24 protein-coding genes and 1 other RNA gene are annotated in these 20,064 nt (G+C 61.4%); 13 read left to right on the forward strand and 12 right to left on the reverse strand.

What is annotated here, in order from left to right:
• Window positions 1–9: 9 nt before the first annotated feature.
• Entirely contained in the window at window positions 10–213 is a 204-nt protein-coding gene (locus tag JJB74_RS22575; protein WP_200595691.1) for a hypothetical protein, read from the reverse strand.
• Window positions 214–318: 105 nt separating this feature from the next.
• Between JJB74_RS22575 and JJB74_RS22580 the strand changes: the two genes are divergently transcribed.
• The 7 genes from JJB74_RS22580 to JJB74_RS22610 all read left to right on the forward strand — a co-directional run bounded on the left by JJB74_RS22580 (window position 319) and on the right by JJB74_RS22610 (window position 6,511).
• Window positions 319–456, forward strand: coding sequence for a hypothetical protein (locus JJB74_RS22580; protein WP_200595692.1), 138 nt, complete (start codon window positions 319–321; stop codon window positions 454–456).
• A gap of 83 nt (window positions 457–539) precedes the next feature.
• Window positions 540–1,385, forward strand: a complete 846-nt coding sequence (gene folD, locus JJB74_RS22585) for a bifunctional methylenetetrahydrofolate dehydrogenase/methenyltetrahydrofolate cyclohydrolase FolD (protein WP_200595694.1) — start codon at window positions 540–542, stop codon at window positions 1,383–1,385.
• A gap of 2 nt (window positions 1,386–1,387) precedes the next feature.
• Window positions 1,388–3,454, forward strand: coding sequence for a M3 family metallopeptidase (locus tag JJB74_RS22590; RefSeq protein WP_200595696.1), 2,067 nt, complete (start codon window positions 1,388–1,390; stop codon window positions 3,452–3,454).
• Window positions 3,451–4,071 (forward strand): glutaredoxin family protein, encoded by a 621-nt coding sequence (locus tag JJB74_RS22595; RefSeq protein ID WP_200595698.1) that lies wholly within the window; start codon window positions 3,451–3,453, stop codon window positions 4,069–4,071. The genes JJB74_RS22590 and JJB74_RS22595 overlap by 4 nt, the downstream gene beginning before the upstream one ends.
• A gap of 10 nt (window positions 4,072–4,081) precedes the next feature.
• Window positions 4,082–4,507, forward strand: a complete 426-nt coding sequence (locus tag JJB74_RS22600) for a DNA polymerase III subunit chi (protein ID WP_200595700.1) — start codon at window positions 4,082–4,084, stop codon at window positions 4,505–4,507.
• Window positions 4,504–5,064, forward strand: coding sequence for a hypothetical protein (locus tag JJB74_RS22605; protein WP_200595701.1), 561 nt, complete (start codon window positions 4,504–4,506; stop codon window positions 5,062–5,064). The genes JJB74_RS22600 and JJB74_RS22605 overlap by 4 nt, the downstream gene beginning before the upstream one ends.
• Before the next feature lie 142 nt (window positions 5,065–5,206).
• Entirely contained in the window at window positions 5,207–6,511 is a 1,305-nt protein-coding gene (locus JJB74_RS22610) for a D-amino acid dehydrogenase (RefSeq protein WP_200595703.1), read from the forward strand.
• A gap of 86 nt (window positions 6,512–6,597) precedes the next feature.
• Here the strand turns inward: JJB74_RS22610 and JJB74_RS22615 are convergent, their stop codons facing one another.
• Together JJB74_RS22615 and JJB74_RS22620 are read right to left on the reverse strand one after the other, a co-directional pair.
• Window positions 6,598–7,284: a hypothetical protein gene (locus JJB74_RS22615; RefSeq protein ID WP_200595705.1), complete on the reverse strand. Its 687-nt coding sequence runs from the start codon at window positions 7,282–7,284 to the stop codon at window positions 6,598–6,600.
• A gap of 396 nt (window positions 7,285–7,680) precedes the next feature.
• A complete protein-coding gene (locus tag JJB74_RS22620; RefSeq protein ID WP_200595707.1) occupies window positions 7,681–8,202 on the reverse strand; it encodes an Lrp/AsnC family transcriptional regulator in 522 nt (173 codons plus the stop codon).
• Between the two features lie 115 nt (window positions 8,203–8,317).
• On the opposite strand from JJB74_RS22620, the gene JJB74_RS22625 reads away from it, so the two are divergent.
• Window positions 8,318–9,481: a branched-chain amino acid ABC transporter substrate-binding protein gene (locus JJB74_RS22625; protein ID WP_200595936.1), complete on the forward strand. Its 1,164-nt coding sequence runs from the start codon at window positions 8,318–8,320 to the stop codon at window positions 9,479–9,481.
• Between the two features lie 97 nt (window positions 9,482–9,578).
• Here JJB74_RS22625 and JJB74_RS22630 read toward each other — a convergent pair whose 3' ends face one another.
• Window positions 9,579–9,890, reverse strand: a complete 312-nt coding sequence (locus JJB74_RS22630) for a c-type cytochrome (protein ID WP_200595708.1) — start codon at window positions 9,888–9,890, stop codon at window positions 9,579–9,581.
• 160 nt (window positions 9,891–10,050) lie between these two features.
• Here JJB74_RS22630 and JJB74_RS22635 point away from each other — a divergent pair, with 160 nt between their 5' ends.
• Window positions 10,051–10,272 carry a TIGR04438 family Trp-rich protein gene (locus JJB74_RS22635; RefSeq protein ID WP_200595710.1) on the forward strand — a complete coding sequence of 74 codons (222 nt, stop codon included), beginning with the start codon at window positions 10,051–10,053 and terminating at the stop codon, window positions 10,270–10,272.
• Window positions 10,273–10,436: 164 nt separating this feature from the next.
• On the opposite strand, the gene ilvD is transcribed toward JJB74_RS22635, so the two are convergent.
• Window positions 10,437–12,110, reverse strand: a complete 1,674-nt coding sequence (gene ilvD, locus JJB74_RS22640) for a dihydroxy-acid dehydratase (protein WP_200595712.1) — start codon at window positions 12,108–12,110, stop codon at window positions 10,437–10,439.
• A 97-nt stretch (window positions 12,111–12,207) separates the two neighbouring features.
• On the opposite strand from ilvD, the gene JJB74_RS22645 reads away from it, so the two are divergent.
• Window positions 12,208–13,110, forward strand: coding sequence for a LysR family transcriptional regulator (locus tag JJB74_RS22645; RefSeq protein ID WP_200595717.1), 903 nt, complete (start codon window positions 12,208–12,210; stop codon window positions 13,108–13,110).
• A complete protein-coding gene (lgt, locus tag JJB74_RS22650; protein WP_200595718.1) occupies window positions 13,104–13,934 on the forward strand; it encodes a prolipoprotein diacylglyceryl transferase in 831 nt (276 codons plus the stop codon). Before JJB74_RS22645 ends, lgt begins: the two co-directional genes overlap by 7 nt.
• Before the next feature lie 10 nt (window positions 13,935–13,944).
• Here the strand turns inward: lgt and JJB74_RS22655 are convergent, their stop codons facing one another.
• The 7 genes from JJB74_RS22655 to JJB74_RS22685 all read right to left on the reverse strand — a co-directional run bounded on the left by JJB74_RS22655 (window position 13,945) and on the right by JJB74_RS22685 (window position 19,153).
• Complete coding sequence (locus JJB74_RS22655) at window positions 13,945–15,300, reverse strand: glycoside hydrolase family 64 protein (protein WP_200595720.1); 1,356 nt, start codon at window positions 15,298–15,300, stop codon at window positions 13,945–13,947.
• A 215-nt stretch (window positions 15,301–15,515) separates the two neighbouring features.
• Window positions 15,516–15,986 (reverse strand): EVE domain-containing protein, encoded by a 471-nt coding sequence (locus tag JJB74_RS22660; protein WP_200595722.1) that lies wholly within the window; start codon window positions 15,984–15,986, stop codon window positions 15,516–15,518.
• A gap of 138 nt (window positions 15,987–16,124) precedes the next feature.
• Window positions 16,125–16,303, reverse strand: a non-coding RNA gene (ssrS, locus tag JJB74_RS22665) — 6S RNA.
• Between the two features lie 59 nt (window positions 16,304–16,362).
• On the reverse strand, window positions 16,363–16,662 hold the full coding sequence (locus JJB74_RS22670) for a cell division protein ZapA (RefSeq protein WP_200595724.1): 300 nt from the start codon (window positions 16,660–16,662) through the stop codon (window positions 16,363–16,365).
• Window positions 16,659–17,198 (reverse strand): hypothetical protein, encoded by a 540-nt coding sequence (locus JJB74_RS22675; protein WP_200595725.1) that lies wholly within the window; start codon window positions 17,196–17,198, stop codon window positions 16,659–16,661. Before JJB74_RS22675 ends, JJB74_RS22670 begins: the two co-directional genes overlap by 4 nt.
• Before the next feature lie 43 nt (window positions 17,199–17,241).
• Window positions 17,242–18,018: a DUF2334 domain-containing protein gene (locus JJB74_RS22680; RefSeq protein ID WP_200595727.1), complete on the reverse strand. Its 777-nt coding sequence runs from the start codon at window positions 18,016–18,018 to the stop codon at window positions 17,242–17,244.
• The gene (locus JJB74_RS22685) at window positions 18,005–19,153 is read right to left on the reverse strand and encodes a glycosyltransferase family 4 protein (RefSeq protein WP_200595729.1); all 1,149 of its coding nucleotides are present in this window, start codon (window positions 19,151–19,153) and stop codon (window positions 18,005–18,007) included. The genes JJB74_RS22680 and JJB74_RS22685 overlap by 14 nt, the downstream gene beginning before the upstream one ends.
• 52 nt (window positions 19,154–19,205) lie before the next feature.
• On the opposite strand from JJB74_RS22685, the gene JJB74_RS22690 reads away from it, so the two are divergent.
• Window positions 19,206–19,634 (forward strand): hypothetical protein, encoded by a 429-nt coding sequence (locus JJB74_RS22690; RefSeq protein ID WP_200595731.1) that lies wholly within the window; start codon window positions 19,206–19,208, stop codon window positions 19,632–19,634.
• Window positions 19,631–19,957 carry a thioredoxin TrxA gene (trxA, locus tag JJB74_RS22695; protein ID WP_200595733.1) on the forward strand — a complete coding sequence of 109 codons (327 nt, stop codon included), beginning with the start codon at window positions 19,631–19,633 and terminating at the stop codon, window positions 19,955–19,957. The genes JJB74_RS22690 and trxA overlap by 4 nt, the downstream gene beginning before the upstream one ends.
• Window positions 19,958–20,064 lie beyond the last annotated feature (107 nt).

Here is a 20,064-nt window from a genome sequence, read left to right on the forward strand (position 1 = left end):
TCGGTCGGTTTAGACAGCGGTGGCGGGGATTTTGTTACAGGTTGCTGCATGCTTGACTGGCAACGCACGGATTTTAACAGCAGATATTCGCATTTTCAAAATATGGTATTCATTTTCATAATATGGAATTTGTGCTGCGGCGCAGCGTGAGTTGCGTCCGCCGTTCAACATAAGCTTGCGACTTTCACCTGGAGGAACATTGACAATGGACATGCTTGAGATCGATGGGCAGACCAGCGGGGACGCACTTGCCGCGGCACTAGAAGCACATCATGGAGGCCACTGTTCATCGGACGCTGCGGCATACCGACACATGTCATGTTGAGTCTGGATGCCTATCGGGAGCTGTTGAACGCGAGTCTTTCGCTGGCCGATGCACTGCGCCAGGATGAGGGCATGGAAATCGAATTCGAACCTGGCAAGCTGGGCTCTTTCCCTCGGGTTCCGAATCTGTGATGCGCCGGCCCGAACGCTGCGAGTTGACCGGCGGTCACGCCGTATAATTCGGCTCCATCCGCACTTCCTTCCTCTCTCCCACCATGACCGCTCAAATCATCAACGGCACCGAACTCGCCCAACAATTGCTCGCCGACGTCGCCCGCCGCGCCGCCGCCCTGACCGCGCGGGGCCGCCAGCCCGGCCTGGCGGTGATCCTGGTTGGTGAAGACCCGGCTTCGGCCGTCTACGTGCGCAACAAGATCAAGGCTTGCGAAGACAGCGGCATCCACTCGGTCCTGGAAAGATACGCGGCGGACCTGTCGGAGGCGCAGCTGCTGGAGCGCATTGCCGCGTTGAACGCCGATCCGAAGATCCACGGCATTCTGGTGCAGTTGCCGCTGCCGAAACACATCGATGCGCACAAGGTGATCGAAGCCATCGCGCCCGAAAAGGATGTGGATGGCTTTCATATCAGCAATGCCGGCCTGCTGATGACGGGTCAGCCGCTGTTTCGGCCCTGCACGCCCTATGGCGTGATGAAGATGCTGGAATCGATCGCGTACCCGATCCGCGGCGCGCATGCGGTGGTGGTGGGCGCATCGAACATCGTCGGCAAGCCGCAGGCGATGCTGCTCTTGCAGGCCGGCGCCACCGTCACCATCTGCAACTCCAAAACCCGCGACCTCGGCCACCACACCCGTGATGCCGACATCCTCGTGGTCGCCACCGGCAAGCGCAACATCGTCACCGCGGACATGATCAAGCCGGGCGCCGTCGTCATCGACGTAGGCATGAACCGCGACGATGCCGGCAAGCTGTGCGGCGACGTCGACTTCGCCAATGCGAAGGAAGTGGCCGGCTGGATCACGCCGGTGCCCGGAGGCGTGGGTCGCATGACGATTGCGATGCTGATGACCAACACCATAGAAGCCGCCGAGAGAACCTGACCATGAACCTTGCCGATAATCCCCTGCTCGACTTTTCCGATCTGCCGCGCTTTGATGCCTTCGCGCCGCAGCATGTGACGCCGGCCATCGATGCGCTGCTTGCCGAATGCCGAGACACCGTCGCGCGCCTGGAAGCGCCGATGGAGCATGTCACCTGGAATGCATTCATCGAACCGCTGGAAAGCGCCACCGAAAAGCTGGGCCGGGCATGGGGCATCGTCGGCCATCTGAATGCGGTGATGGACAGCCCGGATCTGCGCGCCGCCTACAACGAGAACCAGCCCAAGGTCACCGAGTTCTGGACCTCGCTGGCGCAGAACGAGGCGTTGTTTGCGAAGTACCAGGCGCTGAAGGCCGATGCGGGTTTCGCGCTGCTGTCGCCGGCCAGGAGGAAGATCGTCGAGAACGCGCTGCGCGACTTCCGGCTTGGCGGCGCCGATCTGCCGGCGGAAAAGAAGGAACGCTTCGCGCGCATTCAGGAACGCCAGGCCGAGCTGTCGACGAAGTTTTCCGAGAATGTGCTGGACGCGACCAATGCCTTCGAGCTGATCGTCGAGAACGAAGCCGAACTGGCCGGCCTGCCCGATGATGCGCGCGCGGCCGCTCGCGCCTCGGCGGAAAAGGCCGGCAAGCCAGGCTGGCGCTTTACGCTGCACTTCCCCTCGTTCTATCCGGTGCTGCAGTACGCCGACAACCGCAAGCTGCGCGAGGCGCTGTATCGCGCCAATGTGACCAAAGCTTCCGAGCTTGGCGACAAGACGGAATGGGACAACACCGACATCATTGCCGAGATGCTGCGCCTGCGCGACGAGGAAGCGAAGCTGCTCGGCTACGGCAACTTCGCCGAAGTCTCGCTGGTGCCGAAGATGGCCGAGACGCCGCAGCAGGTGATCGCCTTCCTCGAAGACCTGGCACGCCGGGCACGGCCGCATGCCGAAAAGGATCTGGCCGAGGTGCGCGAATTCGCGAAGACCACGCTGGGCCTGGAGCAGCTTGAAGCCTGGGACATTCCCTATGCGTCGGAAAAGCTGCGCCAGCAGCGCTATGCGTTCTCCGAGCAGGAAGTGAAGCAGTACTTTCCGGAATCGAAGGTGGTCGGCGGCCTGTTCTCGCTGGTCAACCGGCTGTTCGGGGTGCACATCCTTCCCGATGCGGGGCCGGTCTGGCATCCGGATGTGAAATTCTTCCGCATCGAACGCGAAGGCCAGCTGGTCGGCCAGTTTTACCTCGACCTGTACGCACGCACCGGCAAGCGCGGCGGCGCCTGGATGGACGATGCGCGCGGCCGCCGCATCGCCGGCGAACGGCTGCAGACCCCAGTGGCCTATCTGACCTGCAATTTCACTGAACCGGCCGTCGTCAATGGCCAGCGCCGCGATGCGCTGTTCACTCATGACGAGGTCAATACCCTGTTCCATGAATTCGGTCACGGCCTGCATCACATGTTGACCCAGGTCGATGAACTCGGCGTGGCCGGCATTTCGGGCGTGGAATGGGATGCGGTCGAGCTGCCTTCGCAGTTCATGGAAAACTTCTGCTGGCAATGGGATGTGCTGCAGGGCATGACCGCGCATACGGAAACTGGCGAACCGCTGCCGCGCGCGCTGTACGACAAGATGATCGCCGCGAAGAATTTCCAATCCGGGCTGCAGACGCTGCGCCAGGTTGAATTCGCGCTGTTCGACATGCATCTGCATTTCGACCACGATCCGCTCGGCAGCCGCAGCGCGCAGGAAGTGCTGGACGAGGTGCGGCGCCAGTTCGCCGTGGTGGTGCCGCCGCCGTTCAACCGCTTCCAGAATTCCTTCGGCCATATCTTCGCCGGCGGCTACGCGGCTGGCTATTACAGCTACAAGTGGGCCGAGGTGCTGTCCGCCGATGCCTACAGCGCGTTCGAGGAAGCGGCCGAATCCGGCGACGCGGAAAAGCTGGCCGACGCCGGGTTGCGCTTCCTGTCCGAGATCCTGTCGGTCGGCGGCTCGCGTCCGGCGCTGGAGTCCTTCCGCGCCTTCCGCGGCCGCGATCCCGAGATCGATGCGCTGCTGCGCCACAATGGGATGACGGCATGAAGCGCGCTTTTCTTCTTACGCTGCTGACGCTGTGCGCGACCGGCGCGAGCGCGCAGATGTACAAGTCGGTCGGTCCCGACGGTCGCGTGACCTACAGCGATACGCCGCCGGCGCAAGGCGCCAATGAACTGCCCGTGAAGCCTTCTTCCGGCGCCGCCGCACCCGATCTGCCGTATGCGCTGGCCCAGGCAGTCAAGAACAATCCGGTCACGCTGTACACCGCCGCCAACTGCGCGCCCTGCGCTTCGGGCCGCGCGCTGCTTGTTGCGCGCGGCGTGCCGTACACCGAGAAAACGGTGTCAAGCAACGAGGATGTGGCGGCATTGAAATCGGTCGGCGGCGATGCGCAATTGCCGCTGCTCATCGTCGGGCGCGCGAAGCAGCAGGGCTACGAGGAAGGCGCATGGAATGGCGCGCTGACGTCGGCCGGCTATCCGGCGGCCAGCATGCTGCCGCGCAATTGGCGCAATCCCGCGCCGGTCGCTGCAGCGCCGCGTGCGACACAGCCATTGCCCTCTTCCACACCTGCACCGGCGGCCGAGGCAGCTGCGCCGCGCGCGCAATCCTCGGCCCCGCAACCCGCCGCCGGCAATGCGCCGCCGGGATTCCGCTTCTGAGGGCGCCGGCATGACCCGCATCGACTTTCACAGCAATGTGCCCGACAAGCTGCTGTATGCCTGCCGCCTGGTGCGCAAGGCACGTTCGCAGGGCATGCAGGTAGTGATGCTGGCCGAGGACAGCGAAGGCCTGAAGCGCCTGGACGATGCGTTGTGGACCTTTTCCGAGCTTGATTTCCTGCCGCATGTGCGCGCTGGCGATGCGCTGGCCGCGAAGACGCCGGTGATCCTGACCGATGACGACGCCGTCGAGCTGCCGCATCACCAGATCCTGGTGAACCTGTCGCGCCGCGCGCCGGAAAATTTTGCCCGCTTCGAGCGCATGTTTGAAATCATCGGTGCCGCCGAGGATGACGTCGCGGCCGGCCGTGAGCGTTACCGGCAATATCAGCAGCGCGGTTATCCGTTGAGCCATTTCATTGCGGAGCAGACATGAGCACACCGCCGCGCGAGTCCGGCATACCGCTGCTGACCGAGATCATCGAGGACAGCGACATCGAATTCACCGGGCCGCCCGCGCCGGACAGCCTGCTCCCCGGCGACGCGACGCACGCCGGAGCCACTCACAGCCAGCCCGAAGAGTTGGAACCGGCCTACCCGCTGCCGTTGAAACCGGCGGCTTCCGTGACGGCGCCAGTGCCCGAGACCCCAGTGCCTTCGCCGACGCTGGCATTCCCTCCGCCCCCGGTCACGACGCCTTCACCGCTCCCAGTCGAGCCGCCGATTCCCGCAGCGCCACAGGCGCCAGCCTTGTCCGAGGAGGAATGGGCGCGCATGGAGCGACGCATCCGCGAACGCATACTTGGCCAGCTGCTTGCGCGCACCGATGCCATGCTCGAGGAGCGCATACGCACCGGCATCAGCAACATGCTGCAGGATGCGGTTGACGATCTGGCGGCAGCATTGCGACACAACCTGCACAAGACGCTGGACGACGTGGTGTCGCGCGCAGTAGCGCAGGAAATCTCCCGACTGCAGTCTTTGAAAAAATAAATATATCTCCGTAAATTTTGCTTTTCAAAAGCTTGAAGCGCTTTTATGTTGGAAAACGCAAAGCGCAGCCATCAAGACTTTTACCTGCGAAAAATGGAAATACCTACAATTCACCCATTGCAAACATCGTCGGGGAAGTCGCATGAAGGTCATTGTTCTGGGAGCCGGCATCATCGGCACCGCATCCGCCTGGTTCTTGCACAAGTCCGGCCATGAAGTCACGGTAATCGAGCGCCAACCCGGCGCGGCGCAGGAAACGAGCTTCGCCAATGGCTGCCAGATATCGGTATCCCATGCCGAACCCTGGGCCAACCCGACCGCGCCAATGAAGATCCTGAAATGGCTGGGACGCGAAGATGCGCCGCTGCTGTTTCGCCCGCGCGCGGAATGGCTGCAATGGAAATGGGGTCTGCATTTCCTGCGCGAATGCACCGCGGCGCGCACCGACTACAACATCCGCCAGATCGTCGCGCTGGCCGAATACAGCCGGCAAACGCTGGGCGCGGTGCGCGAGGAAACCGGCATCGCCTATGACCACCTAACGCGCGGTATCCTGCACTTCTACACCGATCAAAAGGAGTTCGAGCAGTCGCTGCATGCGGCGAAGCTCATGCGTGAGTTCGGCTGTCCGCGAACATCGATCGATGCCGACGAAGTGGTGCGCATCGAACCGGCGTTGAAATCGGTACGTGCGCGCATCGTTGGCGGCGACTTCACACCTACCGATGAATCGGGCGATGTGTACAAGTTCACCACCGGACTGGCGCAACGGGCGACGCAAGCCGGCGTCGACTTCCGTTTTGACACCACGGTTACCCGCCTCTTGCACGATGGCGCGCGCATCACTGGCGTAGAAATCATCGATGCGCACGGCGTGCATCAGACGCTGCACGCCGACGCCTATGTGCTGGCGATGGGCAGTTTCAGCACAGTGCTGGCCAAGCCGCTTGGCATCGAGCTGATGATCTATCCAGGCAAGGGGTATTCGGCGACCTACCAGGTAACCAACCCGGACGCGGCGCCGACGGTGTCGCTGACCGACGATGGCTACAAGCTTGTGGTATCACGCCTGGGCGACCGACTGCGTGTGGCCGGCACCTGCGAGCTGAATGGCTACAGCCGCGAGCTGAACAATACCCGCTGCGAAGCGATCACGCGGCGCATCAGCGAGTTGTTCCCAGGTGCCTGCGACTATGCGCATCCACGCTACTGGACCGGTCTGCGTCCATTGACGCCTTCCAATGTGCCGTATGTGGGCCGCACAAGGATTGCCAACCTCTATGTGAACACCGGCCACGGCACGCTGGGCTGGACCATGGGTTGCGGCTCGGGACGCGCGATTGCCGACATCGTTTCCGGCCGTATTCCGGAAGTGGATTTCGCGTTCACCGGCTTGCCCGCGCCGCGCGGCGGCCGGCCGGCGCCGGCGCGCACTGCAAACGCTTGAAACGGCAGGCTTGCGCCTTCGCATGGTCGAAGGCGCAAGCAATGTCGGGATGTACACGAACTGCACTGCGCGTCGAAGCAACGCCGCTAACTGTCCGCCCGATCTTTCTCTTCAGCCGTACTCTTTTGCGGATCCATCACTACGCGCAGCGGTTTTCGCGTCACGCCTGCTCTGTCGTCTCCGCCGCGCGGCGAATCACGTTCATCGCGTCTTGGGCTATCGACCAGGCTTGCCTTGACCAACGGTTGGTCAGGCTGCAATTCAGAGATGAACCTGTCCATCTCGGAAGCCAGCGACACGGTGTGCGCATAGTGCTCGTGACGCTGGATGCTGGACGGCGCATTGCTGAACATCTTTTGCAGGTGCGCGATATTGGCCATCACTGCATCACGATATCCTTCGACCTTCTGATGCTTATCCGGATCGCCCAGGCAGCAGATCATGTTATCCAGATCTTCGGTGGCAATACGGACCCTGTCCTCAACATCCCGTACGCGGAACTGCATGTTATTGGCCAGCGTAGCGATCTCCTGGAGATTCACGCCCAATTGGCTGGCCTGCTTGCAATCGCGCTGGAGCTGTGCCTTCGCCAGCGTCAATGCCGGAATGGATGGCGCAGCCGTTTCATTTGCTTGCGGCACGCCCCGTGCCGGCGCAGGGCTCGGCGATGCGCGACGTGGTGAGCTTGGTGGGCTCGCCGTTCGAGCCCGCTTCGGCGCGCGCTGCTCCGGCAGGTCCTGCGCCAGACGCTTCATCTGCGGATTGCGCTTCAAATCGTCCGCTGGCCTTGCATCGGTCAGCGGCTTGTCGCGGGAGCCCAGACTGATCGAGACTGACTGGCGCGGTATTGGGAGGTTCCTGGGAGAGCCCGGCGGCGAAGGCGTAGCTCGATGCCATGTCGCATCGATCTGCGGTGAACGCGGCGCCGGGCTAGCGGGCCGAGACGGTTTCTGCGGCGATGTCCCTTGCGCGTTTTCGGTGTCAGCCCTGGGCCGGGGTGACCCCGGAATGGCGGTTGAGGTGGGTGTTGACATGCTTGCCTCCGGAGATGAGCGTGGGTAGAAGAAACGGTCGCGGCCGTCACGGCGGAGATCCCGCCCTTGATGCGCGGCCTTGGTAACCCCCTCGCGTGCCCTGTTCATCGCCCGCACATTCGTACTGCCTGCGCTTCACCGGCGCTCGCCCTTCGCCGCCTTCACTGTCACTGTCTCGGCCTTCTCATCGAAAGTGATGCGCGTGGTGAACTTCGCCCGCTTCATCGGAAAGCGCGATTGGAAATGCCGCACATTGCCCGAGCCGGAAATCACGCGGCGCACGAACTGGTAATACGCATCCATGTCCAGCACATGGACCACGAGGAAATAATCGAAGTCACCCGAGACGAAATAGCATTGCATCACCTCGGCTTCGCCATTCATGCGCGCCTCGAATTCCTTCATCTGCTCATCGGACTGGTTGTTCAGCGACACTTCGAGAAAGGCCATCATGCCGTAGCCAAGCGCGAACGGATCAATCAGCGCGACATCGCTGCCGATGATGCCGGCCTCATGCAGCTCACGTATGCGACGCAGGCAGGTTGGCTGGGACACATGCACCTTCGCTGCCAGTTCGCTGGTGGACATGCGATTGTTCTTCTGCAGCAGGTTCAGCAGCTTGCGGTCTACCTTGTCGAGCTGTCGGAATCTCGTCATGAACACGTCCACGAAAATGTGAAAAAAAGGGAAAAAACGGCATAATGTGCCGCGCCAAGCGAGCCGGATTCGTATCGCGGCAAACCGATCCTAATTCAATTCCCAGGAGGACATGATGCAACGCAAGCCCTTATCGATTTCCATCGCTGTCGCGCTTGCGCTTGCCGCAGCGGGCGTTCATGCGGAGGACCTAGTGGTGAGGCTGGGCCAGGTTGCCCCGATGTCCGGCGGACAAGCGCATTACGGCCGCGACAACGCCAACGGCGCAATTCTCGCCGTTGAAGACTTGAATGCGAAAGGCGTCACCATCGGCGGCAAGAAAGTGAAGTTCGAACTGCTGAACGAAGACGACGCCGCCGATCCGAAGCAAGGCAACCTGGTGGCGCAAAAGCTGGTCGACGCCAAGGTCAATGGCGTGATCGGCCACCTCAATTCGGGCACGACCATTCCCGCCTCGCGTGTCTACAACCAGGCCGGCATCGGACAGATTTCGCCGTCAGCCACCAATCCGCAATACACCCAGCAAGGTTTCAAGACCGCGTTCCGCGTGGTTGCCAATGATGCGCAGCTCGGCGGCACGCTCGGCAAATACGCCATCGAGAAGCTCAATGCGAAGCGCATTGCCGTCATAGACGACCGCACTGCGTATGGCGAAGGCGTGGCGCGCGAATTCATCAAGGGCGCGAAGAAGAGCTTGCCCGGCGTGCAGATCACGCAGCAGTACACCACCGACAAGGCCACGGACTTCAATGCGATCCTGACCTCGATCAAGTCGAAGAACCCGGACGTCGTCTTCTTCGGCGGCATGGACAATGTCGGCGGCCCGATGCTGCGGCAGATGAAGCAGCTCGGCATCAATGCCAAGTTCATGGGCGGCGATGGCGTCTGCACCAGCGCTCTGCCCTCGCTTGCCGGCGAAGGCCTGCGTGACGATCAGGTGGTTTGCGCGGAAGCCGGCGGCGTGACCGGCGCGAAGGAAAAGGACATGGAGCAGTTCCGCGAGCGCTACAAGAAGCGCTTTGGCGTGGATGTCGTGCTGTATGCGCCTTACGTCTATGACGCGGTAATGACCATGGCCGACGCGATGCAGAAAGCGAATTCGGCCGAGCCGGCGAAATACCTGCCGGTGCTTGCCAAGATGGACCGTGAAGGCGTCACCGGCCACATCAACTTCGACGCCAAGGGCGATCTGAAGGAAGGCACGCTGACGCTCTATACCTTCAAGGGTGGCCAGAAGGAGAAGATGGCAGTGGTCAAGGGTGGTGGCGACGTGAAGTAAGCGCTGCCGCAGAAGCGCTTGCAAAAGCGCTCACGCCAAAACAAAAGGCGCCCTCGGGCGCCTTTCTCATCTTGTCGCGATACCTGCTTGCGGCTGCTTACTTCTGCGACAGGATCCACTTCACCAGACGATGCGCCTCGGCGTCGTTGACCTGCGTATTCGGCGGCATCGGCACCGGACCCCAAACGCCTGAGCCACCCTTCTGCACCTTCTGCACCAGCTTGTCCTCTGCATCCTTCTGGCCGGCGTATTTCGCCGCGACATCCTTGTAGGCCGGGCCGACGACCTTCTTGTCAACCGCATGGCAAGCCATGCAATTCTTCGACTTGGCCAGCTCCAATTCATCCGCAGCCAGCGCCGAAGTCGACAACAATGCGCCAGCAATACCCATCAACAGCAATGCTTTCATCAGGTTCTCCAGTTCTCCAGAAGTGTGGGCAGAAAAACATCAAGACGCGTACCTTACCACAGTACATCCATAGGAACGAACCCGTATTGATCGCAGACGACGCAGCTGCATTTGACGGTGCCGCCGCCGCTGCTATCATCCCTTTCGCAAAGGAGACACCATGCCGCTCATCATTCTGATCGTTGCCCTGTCAGCGCTGCGCTTTTTCGAAATCGGGCCTTTCGCCGCGCTGTCCTGGTGGTGGATAGCCGGACTGTTCGTGCTGGCTTTTGTCTGGTTCGAATACATTGAAGGCATGCTCGGCCTGAACAAGCGCCGCGCGCATGATGAACTCGACAAGGCGCGCAAGAAGCGGGTGGAGTCGAGCTTTCGACGGAAGTAAAGCAGCAGCAAATCAATCGCCGTAGAAAAAGCCAACCGCGAACAAGCCAGTAGCAAACGAAAAGCCGGGAATGCAACCCGGCTTTTCGTTTTCCCGTCGACCCGCTTTCCCGGCATTTCGGCGCATGGCGCGCGCCGGCACGAGGGAAATGGGCTATGCGTCAATCAGCCCGTGACTGCGCCACGACTGGCCGGCGCCACGAGCGCCGCGAACTTGGCCAGCACGCCGCGGGTATAGCGTGGCGCCGGCTGCTTCCACGTTGCGCGGCGACGCTCCAGCTCTTCATCCGACACATTCACCTGAATCAGCAGCTTGTGAGCATCGATCGTGACCGAATCGCCTTCCTGTACCAGCGCGATATTGCCGCCGACGAAGGCTTCCGGCGCCACATGGCCAACCACCATGCCCCAGGTGCCGCCGGAAAAGCGGCCATCGGTGATCAGGCCAACCGATTCGCCCAGGCCCTTGCCGATCAGCGCCGACGTTGGCGCCAGCATTTCCGGCATGCCCGGACCACCCTTCGGTCCCAGGTAGCGCAGCACCAGCACATCGCCAGCGTTGATGCGGTCGGCCAGGATCGCATCCATCGCCGAGTATTCATCGTCAAAGACCCGCGCCGGACCAGTGATGGACGGATTTTTCAGGCCGGTGATCTTCGCCACGCAGCCCTCGGTGGCGAGATTGCCCTTCAGGATTGCAAGGTGACCTTCGTCATACAGCGCGCGGTCGATGGTACGAATCACGTCCTGATCAGCACGCGGCACATCGGGCACATCGGCCAGTTCCTCGGCCAGGGTGCGGCCGGTAATGGTGATGCAGTTGCCATGCATCAGGCCGGCGTTCAGGAGAATCTTCATCACCTGCGGAATGCCGCCGGCGCGATGCAAGTCGGTAGCCACGTATTTGCCCGAGGGTTTCAGATCGCAAATCACCGGCACCCGCTTGCGCATGCGTTCGAAGTCATCGAGCGTCCATTCCACGCCGGCTGCATACGCGATTGCCATGTAGTGAAGCACGGCGTTGGTCGAGCCGCCAGTGGCCATGATCACCGCGACGGCATTCTCAATCGCCTCGCGGGTCACGATGTCGCGTGGCTTCAGATCACGCTTGACCGCTTCGACCAGCACCCGCGCCGATTCGGCGGCCGAGCCGACCTTTTCATCATCGGGGTTGGCCATCGTCGACGAATACAGCAGCGACATGCCGAGCGCTTCGAAGGACGAAGACATGGTATTGGCGGTGTACATGCCGCCGCAGGAACCCGAGGACGGGCAGGCATTCTTTTCGATGCCATCGAAATCTTCCTGCGACATGCGGCCAGCGGTAAATTCGCCGACGGCTTCAAAGGCCGACACGATGGTCAGATCCTTGCCCTTCCACTTGCCCGGCTTGATGGTGCCGCCATACACATAGATGCTCGGCACATTGGTGCGCAGCATGCCGATCATGCCGCCGGGCATGTTCTTGTCGCAACCGCCGATAACGACGCAACCGTCCATCCATTGGCCCTGCACGCAGGTCTCGATACAGTCCGCGATGACTTCGCGCGAGATCAGCGAATACTTCATGCCCTCGGTGCCCATGGACATGCCGTCGGAGATCGTCGGGGTGCCGAATACCTGCGGATTCGCGCCGGCGTCCCTGACAGCCTGGATCGCGATATCGGCGAGCTTCTGCAGGCCGGAATTACAGGGGGTAATGGTGGAATGGCCGTTCGCAATGCCGATCATGGGATTGTCGAAGTCGGACTTTTCATAGCCCATCGCGTAATACATCGAACGGTTCGGGCTGCGCGCAACGCCCTGGGTGACGTTTTTGGAACGACGGTTGAATGCCATGGTGCCTCCCTCCGGATAGTGAGGCGCCTACATTGCCTTGCCTGCACTGCGCCGTCAAATATATCATTCGCCTTTGATTGATACGGATCGCATATCAATGAACCTCGAACTGCGGCAATTGCGCTATTTCGTCACCGTGGCCGAGGAAATGCATTTCGGCCGGGCCGCGCAGCGCCTGCACATGACGCAACCGCCGCTGTCGCAGACGATACAAGCGTTGGAAACCGCGATCGGCACGCCGCTGTTTGCACGCACCAGCCGCAGCGTCACCCTAACCCCGGCGGGCGCGGCGCTGCTGCCGCAGGCGCGCCGGCTGCTGCAGGAAGCGGCGGCACTGCCCGACCTGGCGCGCCGCGCTGCTGCTGGCGAATCCGGCCGGCTCGCGCTGGCTTTCGTTTCCACTGCCGACTACAGCGTGCTGCCGCATTTCCTGCAGGAGTTTCGGGCCGCCTATCCCGGAGTGCATTTCGAATTGAAAGAAGCCACCACGGATCTGCAGCTCGATGAGCTGTCGCGCGGCACGATCGATGTGGGCCTGATGATTGCGCCGCTGCCCGAGCGCATGAAAGCCGAGCTCGACTATGCGCCGGTGCTGTCCGAACCTTTGATGCTTGCCGCGCCGCAGGGCCTCGCCGCGCTCGACACGTATGGACCGCTGCCGCTGCACGCAGTGGCCGACATGCCGCTGATCGTGTTCCCGCGTCGCATCGCGCCGTCCTTTCATGACGCGATACTCGGCTGCTACCGGCATGCCGGCATCGTGCCTTTGATCGGACAGGAAGCGATACAGATGCAAACCATCGTCGGCCTTGTCTCGGCCGGCATGGGCATCGCGCTTGTGCCACAATCGGTGTCCAATTTGAAACGGCCCGGCGTAGAATACCGCGCGCTTGCCGGGCCCGCGGCGATCATCGAGACCGGACTGGCCTGGCGCCGCGACAATGACTCCCCGGTACTGCGCGCCTTCCTGCAACTGCTGAGAAAGAAATCCCTATGCTGATTCACCCGATGCCCGACCCGGTTGCGATTGCAATCGGCCCGATTGCCATTCGCTGGTACGGCCTGATGTATCTGCTGGCCTTCCTGCTGTTCATCGGCCTGGGGCGCATGCGCGTGAAGCAGCCGCATATCGCCGCGGCCGGGTGGAGGAACGAAGACCTCGACGACATGCTGTTCTATGGCGTGCTTGGCGTGGTGATCGGTGGACGGCTCGGCGAAGTGCTGTTCTATCACCCGGTCTATTACTTCTCGAATCCATCGCAGATCTTCGCGGTATGGAAGGGCGGCATGTCCTTCCATGGCGGCTTTCTCGGCGTGATGCTGGCGATGTGGCTGTGGGGCAGGCGCCATGGCCGCAAGCTCATGGACATCATGGACTTCATCGCGCCGATGGTGCCGCTTGGGTATGCCTGCGGGCGCATCGGCAACTTCATCAATGCCGAGCTGCCGGGTCGGGTCGCCGATCCTTCGCTGCCCTGGGCCATGATCTGGCCGAATGTCGACAACCTGCCGCGCCATCCTTCGCCGATCTATCAGGCGCTGGTCGATGGACTGCTGCTGTTCATCGTGTTGTGGCTGTTTGCCAGGAAGCCGCGGCCGCGGCTGGCAGTGTCCGGCGTGTTTGCGCTTGGCTATGGCTGCGCGCGCTTCTTCACCGAGTACTTCCGCACGCCGGACTATGACGTGCACTTCGCGGGCATCACGATCTCCGCGGGTCAGATGCTGTCAGTGCCGATGATCGTGCTCGGCTTGGTGCTGCTCTATGTTGCCTACCAACGGCATGGCCGCGATGCCGCGTCAGGAAACGCGGCGAGCCGCATGTGAGGCGCCCCGATTACCAGCCTATGGTGATGGTTGCGGTGGTGGGCGCGGTGTGATGCAGCGAGGCGCTGGCATCCCAGACGTCGTCATACGCAAACCCGTAGCTCAGGCCATGCAGATTGTGGTCATGCCAGAACTTCGAATACCAGTTTGCGGCCGAGTCGCTTGGGTAGTAGGCGGATTTGTCCGACCACTTCTCGGGCGTTTCCGCGACATGGCGATTGAGCGCGGCGCATAATTGCGCCTGGATATGCAGCTGGTTCCTGTATTCGATGTCGTTTTGCGTTCCACTCGCGTCATCCAGCACGCCATTGCCGAGCAGGGCTTCAGCAGTCGTGGGCTTGCGCTTGATGCGGTAGGTGTACTTTGGCTTTTCAGGATCGTCGCCTTCATCGTGGAAAACGAACTCGCCATCCTTTACCGATCCGCGAAACTTCATGTTTTGTGAATTGGCAAAGACGAGATCTTCAACGCCATCCCTGTACTTCTCCCACACCGCATCGATATACCGCGCCAGATAGTTCGCCTCGTTACGGCCATCGTGGAAATCGCCATGCGCCGGCGCGATGATGCGATACGGCGGCTGGGCCAGGCGCTTGAATTCGCTGGGCACTTCGGCAGTGAACTTGCGGAACAGTTCATCGCGCGACTCGGTCAGCGGCTCGCCGACCTCGCCATCAAAGCCATCGGCGCCCTGCAGGCGCAGGCGGATCGGGAAGCCGAAGTGGTCGACGCGCGTGGTATTGATGTAGATACCCTTGTCCTCGACGATGGCCATCTCGATGAAGTCGAAGATCACCTTCTGATTCGGGTCGGTCGGATTTTCAATATTGGCGCCGGCATAGGCGATGTCGCCCTTCACATCCTTGTTGACCTTGATGTACATCGGCTCGCCGATGCTGAAGAAGATGCGCGCTGAATCAATGGGTGGCAGGGTGATGGTCTTGGCCTCGGCCAAGGTATGGAAGTAATTCGCATAGAAGCCACCGTCGCGAGGGCTGTAGAGCTTGTTATCCTCGAGCGTCATCGGCACCAGTTTGCCCGACAGATCGACGTGCACAAACTTCCCCTTCTTGTCCTTGCCAATGATGGCCCAGTACACCTGATCGTCGGGCTTTTGCCCGTTGGTGCCATTGACGAATTCAAACCTGACCTGCTTGTTCCATGCGAGCGTGCCTGCATTTGCCGATGCGCCAGCTCTGACGGTTCTCATTGTCACAGCAGCCTCTTTCGGTTGCACCGTGCCGGATACGACACCGAACGGATTGCTGCGCAGGCCGGTACCGGCTGCCGCATTCTGCTCTGCCGCTGCATTGAAAGTGAGGCTGGCAGTCAATAGGGCGGCAATGACTATGCCGGCTCTTTGCATGCATCGTTTCATATCGTTTTCTCCGCTACGCTATGCAGGAACGGCGTCAGCAAGCAAAGCGAGACTAAGGGAATGGACCGCCACTAGACGCTGCGGAAGCGTGATTCAAGACGCCGTCCTCCCTGCGTAACAGTCAATTGGCCGGCGTTGCAACGCCCGGGCATGCTACAAGTCAAACGATGGATGGAGGGATGGCAAAGCGGATATGCGCGGCTTCAACCCAGAAGCTGCAGAATGCGCTGCCAATGCGCCGGCTCAACTGGCGTAATGGACAACCGGTTGCCGCGTCGAAGCACCAGCATGTCTGCCAGCGCTGGATCGGCCTTCATTTCGAAGAGGGACAACAGCCGCGTCTTGCGTATGGCGCGTACATCCACCAGCATCCAGCGCGGCTGTTCCTGCGTGGACTTCGGATCGTGATAGATGCTGGAAGCATCGAACTGGGTCGGATCGGGATACGCCGTGCTCGCAACCTCTGCAACGCCGGCGATACCTGGCTCGGCGCAACCCGAGTGATAGAACAGCACGCCATCGCCTATGCGCATTGCATCGCGCATGAAATTGCGCGCCTGGTAATTGCGCACGCCGGTCCAGGCCACCACGCCATCGGGCGCGGCCAGCGCATCATCGATGCTGACTTCCTCCGGCTCGGATTTCATCAGCCAGTATTGCCGGTTGCGGTTCATGGATAAGGGCGCCTCCCCGCGCCCTGCGCAAGGCTGTGTCGCCTATGTCGCATGTCAGCCAATGAGAAGAACGAACGGATGAGCAACTCATCCGGGCAATAAAAAAGCGGCTGCATTCTCAAATGCAGCCGCTTCGAATTAAGTCCCGCCTGTGCCGCTTTGCCGGCATCCCGAACCTTACGGTTCAAGGCGGTCACAGTCAGTTCAACTTCGGGTTCATCGGACTAGCGACGCTCACACCCGTCAAACAATATTCCGCAACCTATGCACATAAATGGTTCAAGGAATATATGGCATGGCGAACACGGCAGGAGGAGCTAAGTCTACTCCAATCCTGTGGCATGTCAAAGGCCGTTTGCGAAAAAAATCCGATGACTTAATCGGCTGCAAGCGTACTGTCGAGCAGCGCGTGCATGGCATCGATCTTCTGCTTCACTTCGGCCATCGTTTGCCCCGAGAACGGGCCATTCGGCGCCTTCGTTGCAAGCAGCTCGGCGGCAATGCCGAGCGCAGCGATCACGGCGATGCGGTCGTTGCCCTTGACCTTGCCGGCATCGCGTATCGTGCGCATGCGCTGGTCGAGATAACTGACTGCCATGCGCAGCGCCTCCTCTTCCCCCTCGCGACATGCCAGCATGAAAGGTTGGCCAAGGATAGTGACGTTCAACTGGCTCATACCGCTTCCCTATCGTGCTGAGTCTCTTGCTGGGTTTCGTCCTGCGCCTCGGCGTTCGGATCAGGCTCGGGTTCAGGGGGCACGGGCAGCTTGTCGAGCAGCGCGATCACGCGTGCCTGCGCTTCATTCATGCGCGCGTGCAGATCGGCATTCTCGGTGCTGAGCGCATCAATGCGTGCCTGCATGTCCGCGCTGATGCGGTCGATGCGCCCTTGCATATCGGCCGTGACGGCATCGATGCGACCCTGCATATCGGCGGTGATCGCGTCGATGCGGCCCTGCATCTCGCTTGTTACCGCGGCCACGCGGCGACCCGACTCGGCATGCAGCGCTTCGACGCGCTGATGATGCTCGGCATTCAGGGTGTCGATGCGCTGGCGCATCTCGGCATTGAGCGCATCGACCTGCCGTTGCAGGGTGGTCTTTTGCTGACGCAAGCCGTGCGCCAGTTGCGCCAGCCGGCCGAGCTTTTCGGCAAGGGTATCGAAGTCGGAAATCATCGCGAGACTATAGTGGCGGTCAACAATGCTGGTCAATATTCGGTCCGCTTGCCATTGCCGGCCAGTCGGGCCCTGGATTTTACTTCATGTCGCCCACTGCCGATGCGCCAAGCCAGGCTTTGGCGAAATCGGCCTTGGTCATTGCCTGCCGTCGCTTGAGCAGACGCCGCATCAATTGCTGAAAGTGGGAAACGGTGCGCGGATACAGCGCGTCGCGCGGATGCAGGCTGAGCCTGGCCAGTGGCGCATCGCTGATCAGTCCCGCGGACCATCCGGCAAGCTGGCGCGACAATTCCCTGCCCCATGCATTGCGACTGCTGTAGACCAGGCTCGGCGCCTTGAGCGCAGCGCCGGATGGGAGCAGATGAAAATGGCTCCAGGTAGTGGCGTAAAGAAACGGAAAGCGTCGCAGCGCTTGCCAGGCGCCATCGCCCATCAGCCATGCCGGCGGCACGAAACCCTGCACTGGCCAGCCGCGATGCGCGAACCATTCCATGCCCATGTCGAGCTTGCGTTGCGCATCCTCGGCTGACAGCGCCGCGAATTCGCCCTCGCTGGTGGTGTACACCCGGCGCGCATAGCGCTCGCGCCAGCCGCGCGGCGGCGGCCCCTCGTCGAGATGCACATAGCCGTGCAGCGCCAGCTCGTCGCCGCGATTGAGGCGTTGCTCCAGGGCGCGCAGATAGGTCGGCGGCGCTTCCTCGCGATGATGATAGGCAGGTACGACCAGAAGCGTCACGGGGATGTCGGCCACATCACGGATCGCGTCGAACAGCTTCACGCACAGCTCCCAGGTGGCTGGCGCGACATCATGAATCGATACGCACAGCGCGCGCGGCGCTTCAATCGATCGCATAGCGCGGCCGCACTTCCAGCGCGGCATGCTGATTTGCCCCAACCAGGCTGGAGTAATGGTGGATCAGCTGCGGCATGACCCGGCTCCAGTCGTAATGGCACAGCATGCGTTCACGCGCCATGGCACCCAGACTGCGCATATCGCGCCGGTAGATATCTTCGATGCCCTGCGCCAGCGCATCGACGCTGCCCGGCTCGACCAGCATGCCCGACTGCCCGTCAACCAGCTCGGCCACACCGCCAGCATTCACGCCGAGCACAGGCACGCCGCAGGCCATTGCTTCCAGCGCGACCATGCCGAAGGTTTCCTTGTCACCCGGATGCACGAACAGATCGCAGCCGCCGATCAAAGCCGCCAGCCGGGCCGGCTCCCGTTGAAACGGCAGACGCGTGAGCTGTGGGAAGCTCGTCAGTTCGGGGCCGCTGCCAATGACGAGCAGATGATAAGGCTTGCCGAGTCGACGCACGGCCTGCATCAAGAGGGGCAATCGCTTCTCGCGCGAAAAGCGTCCAGCGTAGACCAGAAGCCGCGTATCCGCGCCCAGACCCAGCTTCGCGCGCAAGTCCGCATGCGCATGCTCGGGCGCGAAGACCTTCGTATCCACGCCCAACGGCTGCCGTTCCACCCGCGTAATGCCGAGCTTTCTGAGCTTGGCGACCATGCATGCGCTGGGAGTAAGCACGAGATCAAAGTGTGGATACAGAGAAGCGACATAGCGGGTGGCGGCGCGTTTGGCAATGCGGCCGAAACGCTGCCCGACAAGCACCGGCAAATCCGAATGATAGAAAGCCACCGCCGGCACGCCGAGACGACGACTCGCCTGCAGACCGCTCCAGGCACACTGATACGGATCCCCCACCTCGACCAGATCCGGCTCGAGCCGCTCTACCGCGCGCCGCGCCAACGCCACCGGCATGGGTAGCGGCAACGGTATGCGGTATCCATGGCTGCCGGGTATTGTCATGCCGGGAATCGACACCACATGCTTTTCGATCTCGCTACGGCGGGACACGGGCGCGACGATGGTGTGGCGTATGCCGGTATGGCTGCGCAACCATCGCGACTTGGCCGAAAGATAGGTGCCAACCCCACCGGTCACGGACGGATAGAACATGGTGAGGTCGACCAGGTGCATCTTGTTTTGATTATTCCTCTTGACAGTGCCGCTTACCTTAATGGAAAACCCCTTGCCAGCGATTGAGTTCACTCAACGCCTTCGGGCACATGGATTCAAACCGGATCATGCTGCCCGGATGCATGGCGCGGCCATTGCCGCAGCAGCACGCGCGCTTTCGCCGGCCCGATTGCGCTCGCGCAAGCCGAAGGCCATGCGCATCGTTGGAGAATCGCGTATTGCCGCGACCGAAAGCCGCCAACGCGTGAAGGAAAATGGCAAACGCAAATTCGCCGCGGCCATCACACTTTTCATGAAAATCGGTTATGATCTGCCCAATTCCCCGCCGCAGCACCTCTTGCCATCCCGCGTTAATCACAGTAAGCCCGCACCGTCGATGACCGTTGCCGGTGTTTGCGGGAATCCACCACGATACGCCGCAAGCGGCATGGCAATCCGTACTGAAGCGTTGATCCCTAATCCCCCCCAGAGGAAATCATGAGCGAAAACATCAAATACATCACTGACTCATCCTTCGAATCCGATGTCATTAAATCCGACAAGCCCGTGCTGGTCGACTTCTGGGCCGAGTGGTGCGGTCCGTGCAAGATGATTGCTCCGATCCTCGAGGAAGTCGCCAAGGAATACGATGGCAAGATTCAGATCGCAAAACTGGATGTGGACGCGAACCAGGCCGTCCCGGCCCGCTTCGGCATCCGCGGCATCCCGACGCTGATCCTTTTCAAGAACGGCGTTGCCGCTGCGCAGAAGGTCGGCGCGCTGGGCAAGGGTCAACTGACCTCGTTCATTGACAGCAATATCTGATGCCGCTGTAACCGGCGGCGGCGCCCCGAGCGCCGCTGCCGGTCAATAACAAAAAAACCGACAACTCCACGCAGTTCCCTCCCCCACCTTTTATTTCCCGTCCCGGG

This window comes from Noviherbaspirillum pedocola (assembly GCF_016632335.1).
Taxonomy (GTDB): Bacteria; Pseudomonadota; Gammaproteobacteria; order Burkholderiales; family Burkholderiaceae_D; genus Noviherbaspirillum_A; species Noviherbaspirillum_A pedocola.

Coding starts and splice junctions, on each gene's coding strand:
- JJB74_RS22575 (WP_200595691.1), bottom strand. CDS start 213: ATGTCCATTGTCAATGTTCCTCCAGGTGAAAGTCGCAAGCTTATGTTG.
- JJB74_RS22580 (WP_200595692.1), top strand. CDS start 319: ATGTTGAGTCTGGATGCCTATCGGGAGCTGTTGAACGCGAGTCTTTCG.
- folD (WP_200595694.1), top strand. CDS start 540: ATGACCGCTCAAATCATCAACGGCACCGAACTCGCCCAACAATTGCTC.
- JJB74_RS22590 (WP_200595696.1), top strand. CDS start 1,388: ATGAACCTTGCCGATAATCCCCTGCTCGACTTTTCCGATCTGCCGCGC.
- JJB74_RS22595 (WP_200595698.1), top strand. CDS start 3,451: ATGAAGCGCGCTTTTCTTCTTACGCTGCTGACGCTGTGCGCGACCGGC.
- JJB74_RS22600 (WP_200595700.1), top strand. CDS start 4,082: ATGACCCGCATCGACTTTCACAGCAATGTGCCCGACAAGCTGCTGTAT.
- JJB74_RS22605 (WP_200595701.1), top strand. CDS start 4,504: ATGAGCACACCGCCGCGCGAGTCCGGCATACCGCTGCTGACCGAGATC.
- JJB74_RS22610 (WP_200595703.1), top strand. CDS start 5,207: ATGAAGGTCATTGTTCTGGGAGCCGGCATCATCGGCACCGCATCCGCC.
- JJB74_RS22620 (WP_200595707.1), bottom strand. CDS start 8,202: ATGACGAGATTCCGACAGCTCGACAAGGTAGACCGCAAGCTGCTGAAC.
- JJB74_RS22625 (WP_200595936.1), top strand. CDS start 8,318: ATGCAACGCAAGCCCTTATCGATTTCCATCGCTGTCGCGCTTGCGCTT.
- JJB74_RS22630 (WP_200595708.1), bottom strand. CDS start 9,890: ATGAAAGCATTGCTGTTGATGGGTATTGCTGGCGCATTGTTGTCGACT.
- JJB74_RS22635 (WP_200595710.1), top strand. CDS start 10,051: ATGCCGCTCATCATTCTGATCGTTGCCCTGTCAGCGCTGCGCTTTTTC.
- ilvD (WP_200595712.1), bottom strand. CDS start 12,110: ATGGCATTCAACCGTCGTTCCAAAAACGTCACCCAGGGCGTTGCGCGC.
- JJB74_RS22645 (WP_200595717.1), top strand. CDS start 12,208: ATGAACCTCGAACTGCGGCAATTGCGCTATTTCGTCACCGTGGCCGAG.
- lgt (WP_200595718.1), top strand. CDS start 13,104: ATGCTGATTCACCCGATGCCCGACCCGGTTGCGATTGCAATCGGCCCG.
- JJB74_RS22655 (WP_200595720.1), bottom strand. CDS start 15,300: ATGCAAAGAGCCGGCATAGTCATTGCCGCCCTATTGACTGCCAGCCTC.
- JJB74_RS22660 (WP_200595722.1), bottom strand. CDS start 15,986: ATGAACCGCAACCGGCAATACTGGCTGATGAAATCCGAGCCGGAGGAA.
- JJB74_RS22670 (WP_200595724.1), bottom strand. CDS start 16,662: ATGAGCCAGTTGAACGTCACTATCCTTGGCCAACCTTTCATGCTGGCA.
- JJB74_RS22680 (WP_200595727.1), bottom strand. CDS start 18,018: ATGCGATCGATTGAAGCGCCGCGCGCGCTGTGCGTATCGATTCATGAT.
- JJB74_RS22685 (WP_200595729.1), bottom strand. CDS start 19,153: ATGCACCTGGTCGACCTCACCATGTTCTATCCGTCCGTGACCGGTGGG.
- trxA (WP_200595733.1), top strand. CDS start 19,631: ATGAGCGAAAACATCAAATACATCACTGACTCATCCTTCGAATCCGAT.